Genomic DNA, 17,888 nt, shown 5'->3' on the forward strand with positions numbered 1-17,888 from the left:
TAGTCGAATCGGAGGCCGGCCGCACGTCGCGCCGGTTGCCGGAAAAACATCCGCGGCGCGGCGCGCGCGCCGCCGCGCAAAGGGGGCTATTGTAACTGACACCCCCGACGCGAACGACGGTTGACGCAACCGCCGGGTCGCTCGGCACCGATCTAGTATGATTGCCGGATCATGTCTCGCAAAACCCTACTCGATCCGCGACGCGTACGTGACGAAATCGCGCTCGCCGCGGCACGCCTGATCGCCGAAGACGGGCTCGACTACGCCGGCGCAAAGCGCAAGGCCGCGCGCCAGGTGCTCGGCGACAGCCGAATTGCCGGCGAATGGCTGCCGGATAACGACCAGATCGAAGAAGAACTGCACGAATACCTCGCGCTGTTCCAGAGTGACACGCAGCCGGCCGAACTGCGGCGGCTGCGTGTCATCGCGCTCGCGTGGATGGAGCGGCTCGCGGCGTTCAATCCGTACGTCGCGGGCGCCGTGCTGAACGGCACGGCGAACGCGCATTCCGACATCCATCTGCAGACCTTCTGCGACAACCACAAGGATCTCGCGATCTACCTGCTGAACCAGAACATCCAGTACGACGTATCCGAAACCCGCCACTTCGCGGGGCGCAGCGACGTCGAGACGCTCAGCTTCCTGTGGCGCGAAGCGCGCGGCGCGGAACCCGTCGGCATTCACGTCACACTGTATACGAGCGACGACCTGCGCGGCGCCGTGAAGGCGGACGCCCGCGGCCGTCTGTCACGGGCCGATGCGCAAGCGCTGCGCGCGCTCGTCGGCGCGCCGCCGTCCTCACCAACCGAATCCCGAACCGATGAATAGCAAAGGAATTTTCGCAGGCGTCGTGATCGCGGCCGTCGCGATCGCGGGCGGCCTCGCCGCCGGCCACTGGGCGCGCGGCAACGCGGCGGGCGGCGCGCCAGCGGGGACGCCGGCCGGCGCACCCGCCGCGGGCAACGCGGTCGACACGCTCTGGGCCGCGTCGTATCCGAACGTCGACGGCAAGCCGCAGCGGCTCGCGGCATTCAAGGGCCAGAAACTCGTCGTCAATTTCTGGGCGTCGTGGTGCGGCCCCTGCGTCGAGGAAATGCCCGAGCTCGTGAAGCTGTCGCGGGAATACGAGAAGAAAGGCGTGCATTTCGTCGGAATTGGTGTCGATTCCGAGCAGAACGTGAAGAATTTCCTGAAAAAGGTACCCGTCGATTATCCGATCGTCGTCAGCGGTTACGCGGGTGCAGATCTGGCCCGAAATTTCGGCAATACCGCCGGGGCGCTACCTTTCACCGTCGTCATCGATGAAACCGGTAAGGTTCGCGAGACAAAATTGGGGCAAATCCATCCGGATGAACTGAAACGCACGCTCGACACGCTCTGATCGGGGCCGACCGGCTGCCGGACGTTGACAGAATTTGAAATCTGGTTAGCGGCAAATTGCATGACGTTGGCAGATTCTGGCCGCGCGAACACGCCGATGCGCGCTCGCCGGCACACTCGTCCATTCGGCAAAACTAGACAAATTTCTCTAATTGGCGATAAAGTTCGCGCAATTCCGCAGAAAAAGAAGCGACCTATGACACGATTGCTGGTGCTGCACGGCCCCAACCTGAACCTTCTCGGCACCCGGGAACCGGAGGTGTACGGCCGCGTGACGCTCGAGCAGATCGATCAGGCGCTGGCCGCGCGGGCGCAGGAGGCAGGCGTCGAACTCGAGTCGTTCCAGAGCAACCACGAGGGCGCGCTCGTCGATCGCGTCCAGGCGGCGAGAAGCGACGGCACCGAGTTCATCCTGATCAATCCAGCCGCGTATACGCATACGAGCGTCGCGATCCGGGACGCGCTCGCGGGCGTCGGGATTCCGTTCGTCGAGATTCATCTGTCGAATGTGCACCGGCGCGAGCCGTTCAGGCATCACTCCTATTTCTCCGATCAGGCCGACGGCGTGATTTGCGGCCTCGGCTGGAAAGGCTATCTGTACGCGCTCGAATACGCGCTCGACAAGCTGCAAGGCGCGTCGCGCGGCTGATTTTCAAGAACTCGATTCAGCGCCGGTCCCGAACCGGCGTTTCACGTATTGAAAGGGGAACTCCCGATGGACCTTCGCAAGCTGAAAACTCTGATCGACCTCGTCTCCGAATCCGGCATCTCCGAGCTGGAAGTCACCGAAGGCGAAGGCAAGGTGCGCATCGTCAAGAACGCACCGCCGGTCTATGTACAGCCGTCGGCCGGCTTCGCGCCGCAAGTGAGCGCCCCCGCCCCCGTCCTGACGGTGCCGACCGAAGGCGCGCTTGCCGCGGCACCCGCCGCAGCACCCGCGGCCGCCGCACCGCAAGGCCACGTCGTGACGTCGCCGATGGTCGGCACGTTCTACCGCGCGCCGTCGCCGGGCGCCGATCCGTTCGTCCAGGTCGGCGACACGGTGAAGGAAGGCCAGACGCTCTGCATCATCGAAGCGATGAAGCTGCTGAACGAAATCGAGTCGGACAAGGCCGGCGTCATCAAGGAAATTCTCGTCGAGAACGGCCAGGCCGTCGAATACGGCCAGCCGCTTTTCGTGATCGGCTAAGACCCGCCGCGCGGCGCGCCCGTCAGCGACGCCGCTCCTCTCAAGGCGCGCGCTCGCGCGTCCATCGAAGAGACGAATACTCGCTATGTTTGAAAAAATCCTCATTGCCAACCGCGGGGAAATCGCGCTGCGCATTCAGCGCGCGTGCCGCGAGCTCGGCGTCAAAACGGTAGTCGTCTATTCCGAGGCCGACAAGGAAGCCAAGTACGTGAAGTTAGCCGACGAAGCGGTCTGTATCGGCCCCGCTCCGTCGAATCTGAGCTACCTGAACATGCCGGCCCTGATCAGCGCGGCCGAAGTCACCGACGCCGAGGCGATCCACCCGGGCTACGGCTTCCTGTCGGAGAACGCCGATTTCGCCGAGCGCGTCGAGCAGTCGGGCTTCACGTTCATCGGTCCGCGCCCGGACACGATCCGCATGATGGGCGACAAAGTCACCGCGAAACAGACGATGATCCGCACCGGCGTGCCTTGCGTGCCGGGCTCGGACGGCGCGTTGCCGGACGACCCGAAGGAGATCGTGAAAATTGCACGCTCGATCGGCTATCCGGTGATCATCAAGGCGGCGGGCGGCGGCGGCGGACGCGGGATGCGCGTCGTCCACACCGAGGCGGCGCTCGTGAACGCGGTCAACATGACGCGCGAGGAAGCGGGCCGCGCGTTCGGCAATCCGCAGGTCTACATGGAGAAGTTCCTCGAAAATCCGCGCCACATCGAGATTCAGGTGCTCTCCGATTCGCACAAGAACGCGGTCTGGCTCGGCGAGCGCGACTGCTCGATGCAGCGCCGTCACCAGAAGGTGATCGAGGAAGCGCCCGCGCCCGGCATCGCGCGCCGCCTAATCGACCGGATCGGCGACCGCTGCGCGGACGCGTGCAAGAAGATGGGCTACCTCGGCGCGGGCACGTTCGAGTTCCTCTACGAGAACAACGAGTTCTACTTCATCGAGATGAACACGCGCGTGCAGGTCGAGCATCCGGTGACGGAGCTGATCACAGGCGTCGACATCGTCCAGGAACAGATCAGGATCGCGGCGGGCGAGAAGCTGTCGGTCCGCCAGCGCGACATCCAGTTCCGCGGCCACGCGATCGAATGCCGGATCAACGCCGAAGATCCGTTCAAGTTCACGCCGTCGCCGGGCCGGATCACGTCGTGGCACACGCCGGGCGGCCCCGGCATCCGCGTCGATTCGCACGCGTACAATGGTTATTTCGTTCCGCCCAACTACGATTCGATGATCGGCAAGCTGATCGCCTACGGCGCGACGCGCGAGCAAGCGATCAACCGGATGCGCATCGCGCTGTCGGAAATGGTGGTCGAAGGCATCCTGACCAACATCCCGCTGCATCGCGAACTGATGCTCGACTCGAAATTCGTCGAAGGCGGCCCCAGCATCCACTATCTCGAAAACCGGCTCGCGCAGAAGCTGCAGGCCGCGCCGGAAGAAGCGTGATCATGAGCTATCGGGAACTCGTCGCCGAGCTGCCCCGCGAGCGCGCGGAGGCACTGTCCGACGCGCTCGTCGAGTTGGGCGCGCTGTCGGTGTCCGTGGAAGACGCCGACGCCGACACGCCGGACGAGCAGCCGCTCTTCGGCGAACCGGGCCTCGTGCCCGAGCGCACCGCGTGGCAGCATTCGCGCGTGATCGCGCTCGTCGAGGCGACTCAGGATCCCGCGGTGCTGCTCGCCGCCGCCGCGAACGAAGCCGGCCTCGACGAAACGCCGCGCTTCGAGCTGCGCGAAGTCGAAGAGCAGGACTGGGTGCGGCTCACGCAATCGCAATTCGACCCGATCCACATCGGCGAGAAGATCTGGGTCGTGCCGTCGTGGCACGACGCGCCGGAGCCCGACGCGCTCGTGCTCGAGCTCGATCCGGGCCTCGCGTTCGGCACGGGCAGCCATCCGACGACGCGCCTTTGCATGGAATGGCTCGAGCAGACCGTGCAACCCGGCCAGACGGTGCTCGATTACGGCTGCGGCTCGGGCATTCTCGCGATCCTCGCGAAGAAGTGCGGCGCGGGCAGCGTGACCGGCATCGACATCGATCCGCAAGCGGTCGAAGCGGCGCGCCAGAACAGCGAGCGCAATCGCACCGACGTCGCGTACGGTCTGCCCGGCGACTGCCCCGACGGCGAATTCGACATCGTCGTCGCGAACATCCTGTCGAATCCGCTGAAGCTGATGGCGTCGATGCTTGCGTCGAAGGTGAGGCCGGGCGGGCGCATCGCGCTGTCGGGCGTGCTTGCGCGGCAGGCGGACGAAGTCGCGAGCGTCTACGCCCGCTATATCGATATCGCCGTCTGGCGCGAACACGAAGGTTGGGTATGCCTCGCCGGAACTCGGCGCGAAAGCCATTAGAATAAGCGCTGTCCTTCACTCAGGCCCCGCTGGCTGCCCGGCTGACCATGCTCCTCGCGACGCGCTGCCCTCATTGTGAAACCGTCTTCCGATTGCAGCGGGAACAGCTTGCGCTGCACGACGGTCTCGTGCGCTGCGGCCATTGCCAGCAAGTGTTCGACGCGGCGCGCGCGCTCGTGCCCGCCGAGCCGGAAGCGGCTGCTGCGCAAGCGGCGCCGCGCGCGCCGGAGCAGCAGCCGGCGCTGCAGCGCCTGTTCGACGCGACGTCTCCCGATCGCCGCCCGCTCGAAGCAGGCCATCGCGATTTCACACCAGGCGCCTGGGACATGTGGGGCCCCTGGCTCGACGGCGCGGTCGATCCGAAGCTGCAGATGACGAGCGCGAGCGCCGCAGCCGGCGTCGCGATCGCGGCGCATGCGGGCGCGGACGAAACGCCCGAAACGCAGGCCGCCGCAATGCCCGAAGCCGATCTGCCCACCGCCCGCGCTCGCGAATTTCCTCTTCCGCCGCGCCCGACGCTCGATCGCGACCTCGATCGAAGCGCGACCGCGCAACACGAGCCCGATCCCGCGCGCACATTCGCCCCGCTGCCCGGCGACGCGATCGAACCCATACTCGCATCGCCCGCGGCCGCCGCGCTCGCCGGAATCCCTCACGATCGCGAGCCGCACTTCGGCTCAGCCGCGCCGTCCCGAGCGGATGCCGAGCCGTTCGCCGCGGCGCCCGAGACCGACAACCGCGAGCATTTCGCGATGACCCGCGAAACGCGGACGAACGCCGCGCGCGGCGGCTTCGCGCGCGCGCTCGGCGCGATCGTCGCCCTGGCGCTCGCGGCGCTGCTCGCCGCACAACTCGCGTGGTGGCAGCGCGAAACGATCACGATCTACTGGCCGTCGACCGAGCCGCTCTTCAAAGAGGCGTGCGCGACGCTCGGCTGCACGGTCACGCCGCCGCGCGCGATCGACGGCCTGCGGCTCGATGCATCCGACCTGCGCCAGCTCGACGGCCCGCGCCTTCTCGAGCTGAAGGTGCCGCTCACGAACCGCTACCGCGTCGCGCTTGCCTATCCGTCGATCGAGCTCACGCTGCTCGACGAAGCGAACAACATCACCGCGCGCCGCGTGCTCGCGCCGCGCGACTACGCGCGCCCCGGCACGCGCGTCGAGGCAGGCATGCCCGCCGGCGCGACCCAGACGATGATCGTCCGGATCGACACGGACGACATCGCCGCATCGAACTTCCGCGTGCAGATCTTTTATCCGTAACGCGCCGCAACGCGGCGCGCGGCCTCGGCCTCAACCCTTGCGCCGCATCGGCGCACACACTTGGAGCACGAACATGAGCAAAGTCACGCTGGGCGGCAACCCGATCGACATCGCCGGCACGTTCCCCGCAGCCGGCTCGCAGGCGCCCGATTTCAAGCTGGTCGGCAAGGACCTCGCCGACGTGTCGCTCGCGACCTTCGCGGGCAAGCGCAAGGTGCTGAACATCGTCCCGAGCCTCGACACGCCGACCTGCGCGACGTCGACTCGCAAGTTCAACGAAGCGGCGAGCAAGCTCGACAACACGGTCGTCGTCGTCGTGTCGGCGGACCTGCCGTTCGCCGCGACCCGCTTCTGCACGGCGGAGGGCCTCGCGAACGTCGTCACCGCGTCGACGTTCCGAGGCGGCCGCGCGTTCGCCGACGCATACGGCGTGAACGTGACGAGCGGCCCGCTCGACGGCCTGACCGCGCGCGCAGTCGTCGTGATCGACGAGAACGACAAGGTGACGCACACCGAGCTTGTCGGCGAGATCAAGGACGAGCCGGACTACGACGCCGCGCTCGCCGCACTGAAATAAGCCGCACCGAACGGCCGCGGCGCGCCGCGGCCGCCCTCTCACCTTCTCTACAGGAACGCACACCTTGGCTACGCTGATTTGCGGTTCGATCGCCTACGACAGCATCATGACCTTCGAAGGGCGCTTTCGCGAGCACATCCTGCCCGACCAGGTGCACCTCATCAATCTGAGCTTCCTCGTGCCGACGATGCGTCGCGAATTCGGCGGCTGCGCTGGCAACATCGCGTACGCGCTGAATCTGCTCGGCGGCGACGCACGGATGATGGGCACGCTCGGCGCGGTCGACGCGCAGCCGTACCTCGATCGCATGGATGCGCTCGGCCTGTCGCGCGAACACGTGCGCGTGCTGCCCGACACGTATTCGGCGCAGGCGATGATCACGACCGATCTCGACAACAACCAGATCACCGCATTCCACCCGGGCGCGATGATGCAGTCGCACGTGAATCATGCGGGCGAGGCGAAGGGCATCAAGCTCGCGATCGTCGGCCCGGACGGCTTCCAGGGGATGGTCCAGCATACCGACGAGCTTGCGCAGGCTGGCGTGCCGTTCATCTTCGATCCGGGCCAGGGCTTGCCCCTCTTCGACGGCGCCACCTTGCGCCGCAGCATTGAACTTGCGACTTACATTGCTGTCAACGATTACGAAGCCAAGCTGGTGTGCGACAAGACGGGTTGGTCCGAAGACGAAATCGCCAGCCGGGTTCAGGCGCTCATCATCACGCGCGGCGAGCACGGCGCGACGATCCGTCACCGCGACGGCGAAGAGCAGATTCCGGCCGTGCGCGCGGAACGGGTCATCGATCCGACCGGCTGCGGCGACGCGTTCCGCGGCGGCTTGCTGTACGGGATCGAGCACGGCTTCGACTGGGCGACGACGGGGCGCCTCGCGAGCCTGATGGGCTCGCTGAAGATCGCGCACCAGGGGCCGCAGACGTACGCGCCGACCCGCGCGGAAATCGATTCACGCTTCGAGACCGCGTTCGGCTACAGTCCGAAGTGAATCTTGTTTGGAGAAGATGAAACATGTTGACCAGGAAAACCCTCACGCTCGCCGCGATGCTGACCGCGACGGTGACGCTCGCCGGCTGCTTCACGCCGCCGGGTTCCGCCGACGTCTATAGCGCCGGCCAGGCGCAGCGCGAACAGACCGTGCGGATGGGCACGGTCGAAAGCGTCCGCGCGGTGCGGATTCAGGGCGACGGCGGCGGCAGCGCGCTCGGCACGCTCGGCGGCGGCGCGCTCGGCGCGGTCGCCGGCAGCGCGATCGGCGGCGGCCGCGGCTCGGTGCTGACCGCGATCGCGGGCGGCCTCGCCGGCGCGGTGGCCGGCAATGCGGTCGGCCAGGGCCTCAGTTCGGCGAACGGCGTCGAAATCACCGTGCGCCTCGACAACGGCGACCTGCGCTCGATCACGCAAGCGGCCACGCCCGAAGTGTTCCGCGCGGGCGAACGCGTGCGACTGCTGTCGAGCGGCGGCGTGACCCGCGTCACGCACTGATCGATCGGCGCCGGCGGCCACGTCCGGCATGCCGGAGCACGATGCGGCGCGCGCCGCACGAACGAAAACGCATGCGCATCTTTGCGCATGCGTTTTTTTTATGCGCGCCGTCCGGACACGGGCGGCGCACGGCGGCCGCCATGAAAAAATCCCGCCACCGGCGAGCCGATGACGGGATCTCGATCGAGTAGGACTACTCGATTCAGGACACGACGGTGTCCGCTTTGGCGCAGCGAGTCTTTACGGACGGCTGCCGGTCGGGAACGGCCATGCCGCTGCCGGGTTGAGCGCGGTCTTCACGCCCGATGCCGGAGCAACCGATGCCGTCGACGCCGTCGTCGCCGGCGCAGCCTTCTTCACGACTGCCTTCTTCGGCGCAGCTTTCTTCGCAGCAGCCTTCTTCGCCGGCGCGGCCTTCTTCGCAACAGCCTTCTTGGCGGCAGCCTTCTTCGCCGGTGCGGCCTTCTTCGCCGCGACCTTCTTCACGGCGACTTTCTTCGCAGCGGCTTTCTTCGCCGGCGCCTTCTTCGCGGCAACCTTCTTCGCCGCAACCTTCTTCACGGCGACTTTCTTCGCAGCAGCCTTCTTCGCCGGCGCCTTCTTGGCAGCGACCTTCTTCGCCGCAACCTTCTTCGCTGCGACCTTCTTCGCCGGTGCAGCCTTCTTCGCCGCGACCTTCTTCGCAGCAACCTTCTTCACGGCGACCTTCTTCGCCGCAACCTTCTTCACCGCTGCCTTCTTCGCCGGTGCGGCCTTCTTGGCAGCGACCTTCTTCGCGGCAACCTTCTTGGCGGCCGGCTTCTTCTTGGCAAGTGCCATCATTTTCTCCTTCAGGTTCAGATGAGAGTCAGTTCAAACTACACCCTTCGTCAAAACCCGCTTCCCGCGGACGTTTGTCAGCACGTGCGCTGCGAAGCGGGCTATTCATCGGCGTACGCGGATGACACTTGCTTACGCTAATGAATACGGTATGGCGCGCCGTGCCCCTTGGCACCGCGCGCCAAATCAAGTCGGCAGCCGGCGCGCCCTGCGCCGCCGCCCCTAATCGCTTGATCGAGCCGGCGGCCGCTCGGCCGCCCGCCCTTTCCGGAGGGAAGTTTGCCCATCCCACTGAAGGGTTCGCAAAGTGCCTGTCGTGTACTTGGGCCCTTGAGGCGCCGGACATGCTTTGCATCAGGCGTTCTTGCTCCTAAACCTTGCGCCGGGCTGCGCCCGGCATCCACATCGTTACTCGTCGGCTGCGCGTCGGGTCATTCCCACGACAGCGCACCGCCCGTCTGATACTCGATCACCCGCGTCTCGAAGAAGTTGCGCTCCTTCTTCAAGTCGATCATCTCGCTCATCCACGGGAACGGGTTTTCCTCGTTCGGGAACAGCGGATCGAGGCCGATCTGCTGGCAACGGCGGTTGCTGATGAAGCGCAGGTAGCTCTTGAACATCGACGCGTTCAGGCCCAGCACGCCGCGCGGCATCGTGTCCTCCGCGTAGCGGTACTCGAGATCGACCGCGTGCTTGAACAGCTCGCGGATCTCGGCGCGGAATTCGGCCGTCCACAGGTGCGGGTTCTCGAGCTTGATCTGGTTGATCAGGTCGATCCCGAAGTTGCAGTGCATCGACTCGTCGCGCAGGATGTACTGGTATTGCTCCGCCGCGCCCGTCATCTTGTTCTGACGGCCAAGCGCGAGAATTTGGGTGAAGCCGACATAGAAGAACAGGCCTTCCATGACGCACGCGAACACGATCAGCGACTTCAGCAGCTTCTGATCGGCCTCCAGCGTGCCCGTCGTGAAGGCCGGATCGGTCAGCGTATGGATGAACGGAATCAGGAACTCGTCCTTCGCACGGATCGCCGCGACCTCGTGGTACGCGTTGAAGATCTCGCCTTCGTCGAGGCCGAGCGATTCGACAATATATTGGTACGCGTGCGTGTGGATCGCCTCTTCGAACGCCTGGCGCAGCAGGAACTGCCGGCACTCGGGCGCCGTGATGTGGCGGTACGTGCCGAGCACGATGTTGTTCGCCGCGAGCGAATCGGCCGTCACGAAGAAGCCGAGGTTGCGCTTGACGATCCGGCGCTCGTCTTCCGTCAGGCCGTTCGGGTCCTTCCAGAGCGCGATGTCGCGGGACATGTTGATTTCCTGCGGCATCCAGTGATTCGCGCAGCCGGCCAGGTACTTCTCCCACGCCCACTTGTACTTGAACGGGACGAGCTGGTTGACGTCGGTCTTGCCGTTGATGATGCGCTTGTCGGCGACGTTGACCCGCGCTTCCGAAGCGACGGCGGCCGATGCATTCGGCGCCACGGCGAAATCGCCCGCGAAGATGTCGCGGGCCGACGAAGCTTGATGAGCGGCAGGCACCGCGGCCTGCAATCCGACAGCCATTCCTGCGGGGTCGCGCATCGCGTTGTGCTGCGCTCCGCTCGCGGGAGTTACGGCAGTCTTCTCGTCATCCCAGTTGAGCATAAATTCTCACCATCAATTTAGATCGGTTTTTACCATCTTTTCCTGAGCGATAAAAGGGTTCGCTCATGAAAAATCCTTTTTTCGATTCGCGTTGCAACCTCGATACAACACTTTGAGCAACGCATCGTCGTTCATGCGGAGCGCGATGTGTGCCGCGCGTGATTCGCGAGGAGCGCTCGACGCATCGAACGCGGATCGAAACGCGACGTCGTCGGGGGATGTTTCGATCACTCTTCCCGCTCGCTGCAACGCGCTCGCCGCGTTACAGATTCCTTATCATTTTTTTAGTAGAGAGCGGCGCGCACTTCAACCTTTATCGGTCTTCGTCACGCGCCGCTCGCGCTCGTTTCGCGCTACGCGCGCCGCATCACTGGCACGCTTCGCACTCTTCGAAGCCCGGATCGCCCGGACGCATCGTGCACACCGGGCCGTCCGCCTCGATCGGCGCCGCGCTCATCGCGCCCGACGGCGCATCGCCGCCCGCCGCGCCGAAGCCGCCCGCCGCGCCTTGCGCGCCGCCCGCCGCCCCGCCGCTCGTGCCGCCCGAAGTCGGCACCGCGTTCAGCGCGCCGTGCGCGACCGTCGACTTCTCGACGTGCGTCGCCGCCATCGTGCGCAGGTAGTACGTCGTCTTCAGGCCGCGCAGCCACGCGAGCTTGTAGACCTCGTCGAGCTTCTTGCCCGACGCGCCGCCCATGTAGATGTTCAGCGACTGCGCCTGGTCGATCCACTTCTGACGGCGCGACGCCGCCTCGACGAGCCACTTCGGATCGACTTCGAACGCGGTCGCGTAGATCGCGCGCAGGTCGGCCGGGATGCGGTCGATGCGCGACAGCATGCCGTCGAAGTACTTCAGGTCGGCGACCATCACTTCGTCCCACAGGCCGCGCTCCTTCAGGTCGCGCACGAGGTACTCGTTGACGACCGTGAACTCGCCCGACAGGTTCGACTTCACGTACAGGTTCTGGAAGGTCGGCTCGATGCACGCCGACACGCCGATGATGTTCGAGATCGTCGCCGTCGGCGCGATCGCGACGCAGTTCGAGTTGCGCATCCCGAACGAGTCGATCCGCGCGCGCAGCGCCGGCCAGTCGAGCGTCGCGCTCGTGTCGACTTCGACGTAGCCGCCGCGTGCTTCCGTCAGCAGCTTCAGCGTGTCCTGCGGGAGGATGCCGCGATCCCACAGCGAGCCGCGGTAGCTCGAATAGCGGCCGCGCTCCTCGGCCAGCTCGGTCGACGCCCAGTACGCGTAGTAGCAGACCGCCTCCATCGAGCGGTCGGCGAACTCGACCGCCTCGCCGGAAGCATACGGCGTGCGCAGCAGGTGCAGGCAGTCCTGGAAGCCCATGATGCCGAGGCCGACCGGGCGGTGCTTCAGGTTCGAGTTGCGCGCCTTGGCGACCGCGTAGTAGTTGATGTCGATGACGTTGTCGAGCATGCGCATCGCGACGCTGACCGTGCGCTTGAGCTTCTCCTCGTCGAGTGCGTAGGTGCCGTCGGCCTGCTTCGCGAGGTGCGCGACGAGGTTCACCGAGCCGAGGTTGCAGACGGCGATCTCGGCGTCGCTCGTGTTCAGCGTGATTTCCGTGCACAGGTTCGACGAGTGGACGACGCCGACGTGCTGCTGCGGCGAGCGCACGTTGCACGGGTCCTTGAACGTGATCCACGGGTGGCCCGTCTCGAACAGCATCCCGAGCATCTTGCGCCAGAGCTGCTGCGCCGGGATCTTCTTGAAGAGCTTGATCTCGCCGCGCGCGACCTTTTCTTCGTAGCCGACGTAGGCCGCCTCGAACTCGGCGCCAAACTTGTCGTGCAGGTCCGGGCAAGTCGACGGCGAGAACAGCGTCCAGTCGCCGCCTTCCATTACGCGCTTCATGAACAGGTCGGGAATCCAGTTCGCCGTGTTCATGTCATGCGTGCGGCGACGGTCGTCGCCCGTGTTCTTGCGCAGCTCGAGGAATTCCTCGATGTCGAGGTGCCACGACTCCAGGTACGCGCACACCGCGCCCTTGCGCTTGCCGCCCTGGTTCACAGCGACCGCCGTGTCGTTGACGACCTTCAGGAACGGGACCACGCCTTGCGACTTGCCGTTCGTACCCTTGATATGCGAGCCGAGCGCGCGCACGCGGGTCCAGTCGTTGCCGAGGCCGCCCGCGAATTTCGACAGCAGCGCGTTGTCCTTCAGCGCCTCGTAGATGCCGTCGAGGTCGTCCGCGACCGTCGTCAGGTAACACGACGACAGTTGCGAGCGGCGCGTGCCCGAGTTGAAGAGCGTCGGTGTCGAACTCATGAAATCGAAGCTCGACAGCACGTTGTAAAACTCGATCGCGCGCGCTTCGCGGTCGATCTCGTTCAGCGCGAGGCCCATTGCGACGCGCATGAAGAACGCCTGCGGCATTTCGATGCGGGTGCCGTCGACGTGCAGGAAGTAGCGGTCGTACAGCGTCTGCAGGCCGAGGTAGCCGAACTGCAGGTCGCGGCTCGCGTCGAGCGCGTCGCCCAGGCGCTTCAGGTCGAACTGCAGCAGCTTGTCGTCGAGCAGCTCGGCTTCGACGCCGCGCTTCAGGAACTGCGGGAAGTACTCGGCGTAGCGCGTCGCCATTTCCGCCTGCGTCACCTCCTCGCCGAGGATTTCGCGGCGGATCGTGTGCAGCAGGACGCGGGCCGTGACCTGGCTGTACGCCGGGTCCTTTTCGATCATCGTGCGCGCGGCGAGGATCGACGAATCGTAGACCTGCGTCATCGGCACGCCGTCGTACAGGTTCTTGACCGTTTCCGCGACGATCGGCTCGGGGTTCACTGCGTCGCCCAGGCCTTCGCACGCCGATACGATCAGCGCCCGCAGCGCGTTCAGATCGAGCGCTCGCGTGACGCCGTTGTCCGTCACGTTGATGCCGCCGGCGGCCGACGATTCGACGGCCGCCGCCTCGCCCGCGTGGACGCGCTCGAGGTGGCGCTTCTCGCGATACAGCACGTACGCGCGCGCGACGTTGTGCTCGCCGCCGCGCATCAGCGCGAGCTCGACCTGATCCTGAATGTCTTCAATATGAAACGTGCCGCCGTTCGGGCGGCTGCGCACGAGCGCGCGCACGACGGTTTGCGTCAGTTGCTCGACGAGCTCGCGCACGCGCGCCGACGCCGCGCCCTGGCCGCCGTTGACGGCGAGGAACGCCTTCGTCACCGCGATCGCGATCTTCGACGGTTCGAACGACACCACGCTGCCGTTGCGGCGGATCACCTTGTAGTCGGCGTACGTCGTCTGCAACGCAAGTGCCGGCGCGCCTTGTGCGCCCCCGGCGAGAGGGCGGTTCGCCGCGCTCTCGAATTGGGACGTCGCGTTGTCGGTGGTTTGCATGGGCAAAACTCCTGGTGTTGGGTGATGCGGCAAGGAACCGCGGATTAAAACGAACGGTGCGCCACAAGGTGCGCGGGCGGTAAGACGCGGAAGAAGCGGCGGCGGCGCCGGTCGGGCCCGCGCGATACGCTCGATTCCACACTGGCCTTCATCATGCGTATCGCGCCTCTGGCTGCACTTTTCCACGCGGGTCGCAGCGCGCCGGACCGCCGGCCGGATGCGCCGCACTGAGAATGTCGCGGGCCGGCGGCGACGCCGGGACCGCGGTCGGGAGCGGAAAACGCCCCGATCGACACACTATATGTAGTGCCGAACTGCTCGATTGGCCCCAAGTATAGTGGAGCCTCGCCGAAGCGCCAAAGGAAAAATTTGCTCGCGATCTATTGACAAGCGCGATACGCCGACGCGGCAAGGCACGGCCGGCGAAACAATGCGACGCGCATCAAAAAGACCACGCGCTCAGTGCTTCCGATAGGGAAAGTATCGCGGCGGGAAACCGGCATCGTCAGCGAGACGTTGCCAATCGAAGTGCGGACCGGGATCGGTCTTGCGTCCGGGCGCAACATGCTCGTGGCCCGCGAACGCATCGATCGGGTAATGCGCGGCGAGCGCGCGCGCGAGCGCGGCGAGCGTTGCATACTGCGGCGCGCCGAACGCGACGTCATCCGCGCCTTCGAGTTCGATGCCGACTGAAAAATCGTTACAGCGCTCGCGGCCGAAGAAGCTCGACGCGCCTGCGTGCCACGCGCGCGCGTCGCACGACACGAACTGGATCAGCGTGCCGTCTCGCCTGATCAGGAAATGCGCGGAAACCCGCACGCCGCGCAGATGCGCGGCGTAGTACGGATGCGCGTCGCAGTCGAGACGATTCTGGAACAGTTCGACGATCGCGTCGCCGCCGAACTCGCCGGGCGGCAGGCTGATGTTGTGGATCACGACGAGCGAGACGACCTCGCCGTCGGGCCGCGCTTCGAAATTCGGCGACGGCTCGCGCCGCGCGCCGTCTACCCAGCCGTCGGCGCCGACGGCGAAGCGCCCCGCTTCGCTCATTGCTCGCTGCGGCTGCCCGAATGCGCGGCGTGACGCGCCGCGTGCTCCGGACTGCAGAAATACTCGCCGCCCGCGGCGATGGCGTCGCTCTTCGGCGCATGCACGCCGCATTCCGCGCAGCGAACCATCGGCTCCGGCAGCGCGGCGTCGCGCGCGCGGCCCGCATGTGCCGCGCCGCCCGTGCCGGGCGCGGAATCGGCCGTGCGGCCCGTGCCGCCCGCGAACGGGCCGTCGCCGCGCGCCTGCGCTTGGCGAATCTTTCTCGCGACCCACGAGCTCGCGAAGAACAGCACGATAAGAAGAAGGATTTGTCGCATCGGATTCAGGTGTTCAGACCACGGAACGGTGCAGCAGTACCTCGAGAACGAAGCGGCTGCCGACGTACGCGAGCAGCAACGCGACGAACGACGCGAGCACCCAGCGCGCCGCGCCGCGGCCGCGCCAGCCGGACGTCTTGCGCGCGACGAGGAGCCCGCCGAACATCAGCCAGGACAGGATCGCGAACACGGTCTTGTGATCGAGCTTGAGCGCGCGCGCGTCGATCTGCTCGCTGAACAGGATGCCCGTCGCGAGCGTCAGCGTGAGCAGCACGAAGCCCGCGCCGATCAGGCGGAACAGCAGCTTCTCGAGCGTGAGAAGCGGCGGCAGCGTGTCGAGCCAGCCGGCGACCCAGCCCGACGACTCGCGCAACCCGTCGTGCCGCAGCGCGTGCAGGCGCCGCTCGACCATCAGCATCAGCACCGCGTGGAGCGCCGCGATCGCGAAGAGCCCGTACGCGATGTTCGCGATCAGGAAGTGCACCTTGAAGAGCGGCGCCGCCGCATACGGCAGCACGCGCACGCCGCCGAACGCGAGCGGCAGGAGCGACGCGACGCCCGCGAGCGGCAGCACGAGAAGCCGCATCCCGTCGAGCGGGAAGAAGAAGCTCTCGATCCAGTAGATGCCGGCGCCGAGCCAGAACATCGCCGACAGCGCGAATGCGAAGCCGAACACCATCGCGTCGTGCGGGAAGATCGTCATGTGCAGCAGCACCCCATGCGCGAGCAGCGCGACACCGAGAAGCGCGCGCCCGAGCCCGCCCATCCCGCCCGAAGCAGGTTCGCGCGCGGGCGGGACGGCCGGCACGCTCGCGACGAGCGGACGCGCCGCGCCGGCGCGGCGCGCGCGCCAGCCGGCGGCGGCGAGGCCGCCGTACAGGAGCGCGGTGAGGGCATACAGTACAATATCCATGTTCGAAGTTTACACTAGGCCCCCTACCCGCGACGGCCGGCTTTTTGTCCCACTCGCGCCCGCGGGCCTCACTGTCCATCGCTCCCCATGCTCGACAATCTCACCCAACGGATGGCGCGCGTCGTCAAGACGCTGCGCGGCGAGGCCCGGCTCACCGAGGCAAACACCCAGGAGATGCTCCGCGAAGTGCGGCTCGCGCTCCTCGAGGCCGACGTCGCGCTGCCCGTCGTCCGCGACTTCATCGCGAAGGTCAGGGAAAAGGCGCTCGGCGAGGACGTGGTCGGCAGCCTGTCGCCCGGCCAGGCGCTCGTCGGCGTGGTTCAGAAGGAACTGACCGCTGTGATCGGCGGCGACTACGAAGGCAAGGCGGCCGAGCTGAACCTCGCCGTGACGCCGCCCGCGATCATCCTGATGGCTGGCCTCCAGGGCGCCGGCAAGACGACCACCGTCGGCAAGCTCGCGAAGCTCCTGCGCGAGAAGTACAAGAAGAAGGTGCTCACGGTGTCGTGCGACGTCTATCGCCCCGCCGCGATCGCGCAGTTGAAGACGGTGAGCGAGCAGGTCGGCGCCGACTTCTTCCCGTCGACGCCCGACCAGAAGCCCGTCGACATCGCGAACGCGGCCGTCGACTGGGCCAGGCGCCATTATCACGACGTGCTGCTCGTCGACACCGCGGGCCGCCTCGGCATCGACGAAGCGATGATGCAGGAGATCGCCGCGCTGCACGCGGCGCTCGAGCCGGTCGAGACGCTGTTCGTCGTCGACGCGATGCTCGGCCAGGATGCCGTCAACACCGCGAAGGCGTTCAACGACGCGCTGCCGCTCACGGGCGTCGTGCTCACGAAGCTCGACGGCGACTCGCGCGGCGGCGCTGCGCTGTCGGTGCGCCACGTGACGGGCAAGCCGATCAAGTTCGTCGGCGTCGCCGAGAAGCTCGACGGCCTCGAAGTCTTCCACCCGGACCGAATGGCAAACCGGATCCTCGGGATGGGCGACATCCTCGCGCTCGTCGAGGAAGCGCAGCGCGGCGTCGACATCAAGGCCGCGGAGAAGCTCGCCAACAAGGTGAAGAAAGGCGGTGACTTCGACCTGAACGATTTCCGCGCGCAGATCTCGCAGATGAAGAACATGGGCGGGCTGTCGTCGCTGATGGACAAGCTGCCCGCGCAGTTCCAGCAGGCCGCCGCGGGCGCCGACATGGGCCAGGCCGAAAAGCAGATCCGCCGGATGGAAGGCATCATCAATTCGATGACGCCCGCCGAGCGCGCGAAGCCCGAGATCATCAAGGCGACGCGCAAGCGCCGGATCGCGGCGGGCGCGGGCGTGCCGGTGCAGGAGGTCAACCGGATGCTCAATCAGTACGACCAGATGCGCACGATGATGAAGAAGCTCAAGGGCGGCAACCTGCAGAAGATGATGCGCGGCATAAAGGGCATGATGCCCGGCCTGCGCTGATTCGCCGCGGCGCCGCGCGCGGGTATATGCTGTAGCGCGTGGCGTCGCATTGTTTCATTCTTAT

Annotated in this window: 18 protein-coding genes and 1 pseudogene; 12 read left to right on the forward strand and 7 right to left on the reverse strand. The window is 66.3% G+C overall.

The genetic code is table 11. The features are described from left to right. Positions 1 to 171: 171 nt before the first annotated feature. The 10 genes from WT16_RS14555 (at position 172) to WT16_RS14600 (ending at position 8,269) form a co-directional block, all read left to right on the forward strand. Positions 172 to 828, forward strand: coding sequence for a hypothetical protein (locus tag WT16_RS14555; protein ID WP_063533588.1), 657 nt, complete (start codon positions 172 to 174; stop codon positions 826 to 828). Beyond that, positions 821 to 1,381 (forward strand): TlpA disulfide reductase family protein, encoded by a 561-nt coding sequence (locus tag WT16_RS14560; RefSeq protein ID WP_015600653.1) that lies wholly within the window; start codon positions 821 to 823, stop codon positions 1,379 to 1,381. The genes WT16_RS14555 and WT16_RS14560 overlap by 8 nt, the downstream gene beginning before the upstream one ends. A 195-nt stretch (positions 1,382 to 1,576) precedes the next feature. Next, the gene (gene aroQ, locus WT16_RS14565; protein ID WP_063533589.1) at positions 1,577 to 2,029 is read left to right on the forward strand and encodes a type II 3-dehydroquinate dehydratase; all 453 of its coding nucleotides are present in this window, start codon (positions 1,577 to 1,579) and stop codon (positions 2,027 to 2,029) included. A 66-nt stretch (positions 2,030 to 2,095) separates the two neighbouring features. Continuing rightward, entirely contained in the window at positions 2,096 to 2,569 is a 474-nt protein-coding gene (gene accB, locus WT16_RS14570; protein ID WP_006025207.1) for an acetyl-CoA carboxylase biotin carboxyl carrier protein, read from the forward strand. Between the two features lie 85 nt (positions 2,570 to 2,654). After that, complete coding sequence (gene accC, locus WT16_RS14575) at positions 2,655 to 4,022, forward strand: acetyl-CoA carboxylase biotin carboxylase subunit (protein WP_006025206.1); 1,368 nt, start codon at positions 2,655 to 2,657, stop codon at positions 4,020 to 4,022. A 2-nt stretch (positions 4,023 to 4,024) separates the two neighbouring features. After that, positions 4,025 to 4,927 (forward strand): 50S ribosomal protein L11 methyltransferase, encoded by a 903-nt coding sequence (gene prmA, locus WT16_RS14580; protein WP_015600862.1) that lies wholly within the window; start codon positions 4,025 to 4,027, stop codon positions 4,925 to 4,927. Positions 4,928 to 4,974: 47 nt separating this feature from the next. Continuing rightward, positions 4,975 to 6,192 (forward strand): DUF3426 domain-containing protein, encoded by a 1,218-nt coding sequence (locus WT16_RS14585; RefSeq protein ID WP_063533590.1) that lies wholly within the window; start codon positions 4,975 to 4,977, stop codon positions 6,190 to 6,192. A gap of 73 nt (positions 6,193 to 6,265) precedes the next feature. After that, complete coding sequence (tpx, locus tag WT16_RS14590) at positions 6,266 to 6,769, forward strand: thiol peroxidase (RefSeq protein ID WP_006025203.1); 504 nt, start codon at positions 6,266 to 6,268, stop codon at positions 6,767 to 6,769. Between the two features lie 64 nt (positions 6,770 to 6,833). Further along, positions 6,834 to 7,772: a carbohydrate kinase family protein gene (locus WT16_RS14595; RefSeq protein WP_063533591.1), complete on the forward strand. Its 939-nt coding sequence runs from the start codon at positions 6,834 to 6,836 to the stop codon at positions 7,770 to 7,772. Between the two features lie 23 nt (positions 7,773 to 7,795). Further along, complete coding sequence (locus tag WT16_RS14600; protein WP_006025201.1) at positions 7,796 to 8,269, forward strand: glycine zipper 2TM domain-containing protein; 474 nt, start codon at positions 7,796 to 7,798, stop codon at positions 8,267 to 8,269. 240 nt (positions 8,270 to 8,509) lie between these two features. Here WT16_RS14600 and WT16_RS14605 read toward each other — a convergent pair whose 3' ends face one another. From WT16_RS14605 to WT16_RS14615, 4 genes are all read right to left on the reverse strand, one after another. Further along, positions 8,510 to 9,088, reverse strand: coding sequence for a histone H1-like DNA-binding protein (locus WT16_RS14605; RefSeq protein WP_059931096.1), 579 nt, complete (start codon positions 9,086 to 9,088; stop codon positions 8,510 to 8,512). Positions 9,089 to 9,116: 28 nt separating this feature from the next. Beyond that, positions 9,117 to 9,443 carry a hypothetical protein gene (locus WT16_RS31275; RefSeq protein ID WP_075644742.1) on the reverse strand — a complete coding sequence of 109 codons (327 nt, stop codon included), beginning with the start codon at positions 9,441 to 9,443 and terminating at the stop codon, positions 9,117 to 9,119. A 76-nt stretch (positions 9,444 to 9,519) separates the two neighbouring features. Further along, on the reverse strand, positions 9,520 to 10,734 hold the full coding sequence (locus tag WT16_RS14610; RefSeq protein ID WP_063533592.1) for a ribonucleotide-diphosphate reductase subunit beta: 1,215 nt from the start codon (positions 10,732 to 10,734) through the stop codon (positions 9,520 to 9,522). Between the two features lie 367 nt (positions 10,735 to 11,101). Beyond that, entirely contained in the window at positions 11,102 to 14,089 is a 2,988-nt protein-coding gene (locus tag WT16_RS14615) for a ribonucleoside-diphosphate reductase subunit alpha (RefSeq protein WP_059931098.1), read from the reverse strand. On the opposite strand from WT16_RS14615, the pseudogene WT16_RS34910 reads away from it, so the two are divergent. Further along, positions 14,084 to 14,396 (forward strand): annotated as a pseudogene (locus WT16_RS34910) (hypothetical protein). The gene WT16_RS14615 and the pseudogene WT16_RS34910 overlap by 6 nt on opposite strands. Positions 14,397 to 14,548: 152 nt before the next feature. Here WT16_RS34910 and ampD read toward each other — a convergent pair. From ampD to ccsA, 3 genes are read right to left on the reverse strand one after another with little or no spacing between them, the layout of a single operon-like run. Continuing rightward, positions 14,549 to 15,139: a 1,6-anhydro-N-acetylmuramyl-L-alanine amidase AmpD gene (gene ampD, locus WT16_RS14620; protein WP_006025196.1), complete on the reverse strand. Its 591-nt coding sequence runs from the start codon at positions 15,137 to 15,139 to the stop codon at positions 14,549 to 14,551. Next, a complete protein-coding gene (locus tag WT16_RS14625; RefSeq protein WP_006025195.1) occupies positions 15,136 to 15,456 on the reverse strand; it encodes a PP0621 family protein in 321 nt (106 codons plus the stop codon). Before WT16_RS14625 ends, ampD begins: the two co-directional genes overlap by 4 nt. 13 nt (positions 15,457 to 15,469) lie before the next feature. Further along, positions 15,470 to 16,369, reverse strand: coding sequence for a cytochrome c biogenesis protein CcsA (ccsA, locus tag WT16_RS14630; protein ID WP_006025194.1), 900 nt, complete (start codon positions 16,367 to 16,369; stop codon positions 15,470 to 15,472). Positions 16,370 to 16,456: 87 nt separating this feature from the next. On the opposite strand from ccsA, the gene ffh reads away from it, so the two are divergent. Then, positions 16,457 to 17,824 (forward strand): signal recognition particle protein, encoded by a 1,368-nt coding sequence (gene ffh, locus WT16_RS14635; RefSeq protein ID WP_015601835.1) that lies wholly within the window; start codon positions 16,457 to 16,459, stop codon positions 17,822 to 17,824. Positions 17,825 to 17,888: the final 64 nt, after the last annotated feature.

The organism is Burkholderia sp. MSMB1589WGS, assembly GCF_001636105.1.
Classification (GTDB): domain Bacteria; phylum Pseudomonadota; class Gammaproteobacteria; order Burkholderiales; family Burkholderiaceae; genus Burkholderia; species Burkholderia humptydooensis.

Bases quoted from the DNA above. Each gene is read 5' to 3' on its own strand.
- WT16_RS14555 (WP_063533588.1), top strand. From the start codon at position 172: ATGTCTCGCAAAACCCTACTCGATCCGCGACGCGTACGTGACGAAATC.
- WT16_RS14560 (WP_015600653.1), top strand. From the start codon at position 821: ATGAATAGCAAAGGAATTTTCGCAGGCGTCGTGATCGCGGCCGTCGCG.
- aroQ (WP_063533589.1), top strand. From the start codon at position 1,577: ATGACACGATTGCTGGTGCTGCACGGCCCCAACCTGAACCTTCTCGGC.
- accB (WP_006025207.1), top strand. From the start codon at position 2,096: ATGGACCTTCGCAAGCTGAAAACTCTGATCGACCTCGTCTCCGAATCC.
- accC (WP_006025206.1), top strand. From the start codon at position 2,655: ATGTTTGAAAAAATCCTCATTGCCAACCGCGGGGAAATCGCGCTGCGC.
- prmA (WP_015600862.1), top strand. From the start codon at position 4,025: ATGAGCTATCGGGAACTCGTCGCCGAGCTGCCCCGCGAGCGCGCGGAG.
- WT16_RS14585 (WP_063533590.1), top strand. From the start codon at position 4,975: ATGCTCCTCGCGACGCGCTGCCCTCATTGTGAAACCGTCTTCCGATTG.
- tpx (WP_006025203.1), top strand. From the start codon at position 6,266: ATGAGCAAAGTCACGCTGGGCGGCAACCCGATCGACATCGCCGGCACG.
- WT16_RS14600 (WP_006025201.1), top strand. From the start codon at position 7,796: ATGTTGACCAGGAAAACCCTCACGCTCGCCGCGATGCTGACCGCGACG.
- WT16_RS14605 (WP_059931096.1), bottom strand. From the start codon at position 9,088: ATGGCACTTGCCAAGAAGAAGCCGGCCGCCAAGAAGGTTGCCGCGAAG.
- WT16_RS31275 (WP_075644742.1), bottom strand. From the start codon at position 9,443: ATGCAAAGCATGTCCGGCGCCTCAAGGGCCCAAGTACACGACAGGCAC.
- WT16_RS14610 (WP_063533592.1), bottom strand. From the start codon at position 10,734: ATGCTCAACTGGGATGACGAGAAGACTGCCGTAACTCCCGCGAGCGGA.
- WT16_RS14615 (WP_059931098.1), bottom strand. From the start codon at position 14,089: ATGCAAACCACCGACAACGCGACGTCCCAATTCGAGAGCGCGGCGAAC.
- ampD (WP_006025196.1), bottom strand. From the start codon at position 15,139: ATGAGCGAAGCGGGGCGCTTCGCCGTCGGCGCCGACGGCTGGGTAGAC.
- WT16_RS14625 (WP_006025195.1), bottom strand. From the start codon at position 15,456: ATGCGACAAATCCTTCTTCTTATCGTGCTGTTCTTCGCGAGCTCGTGG.
- ccsA (WP_006025194.1), bottom strand. From the start codon at position 16,369: ATGGATATTGTACTGTATGCCCTCACCGCGCTCCTGTACGGCGGCCTC.
- ffh (WP_015601835.1), top strand. From the start codon at position 16,457: ATGCTCGACAATCTCACCCAACGGATGGCGCGCGTCGTCAAGACGCTG.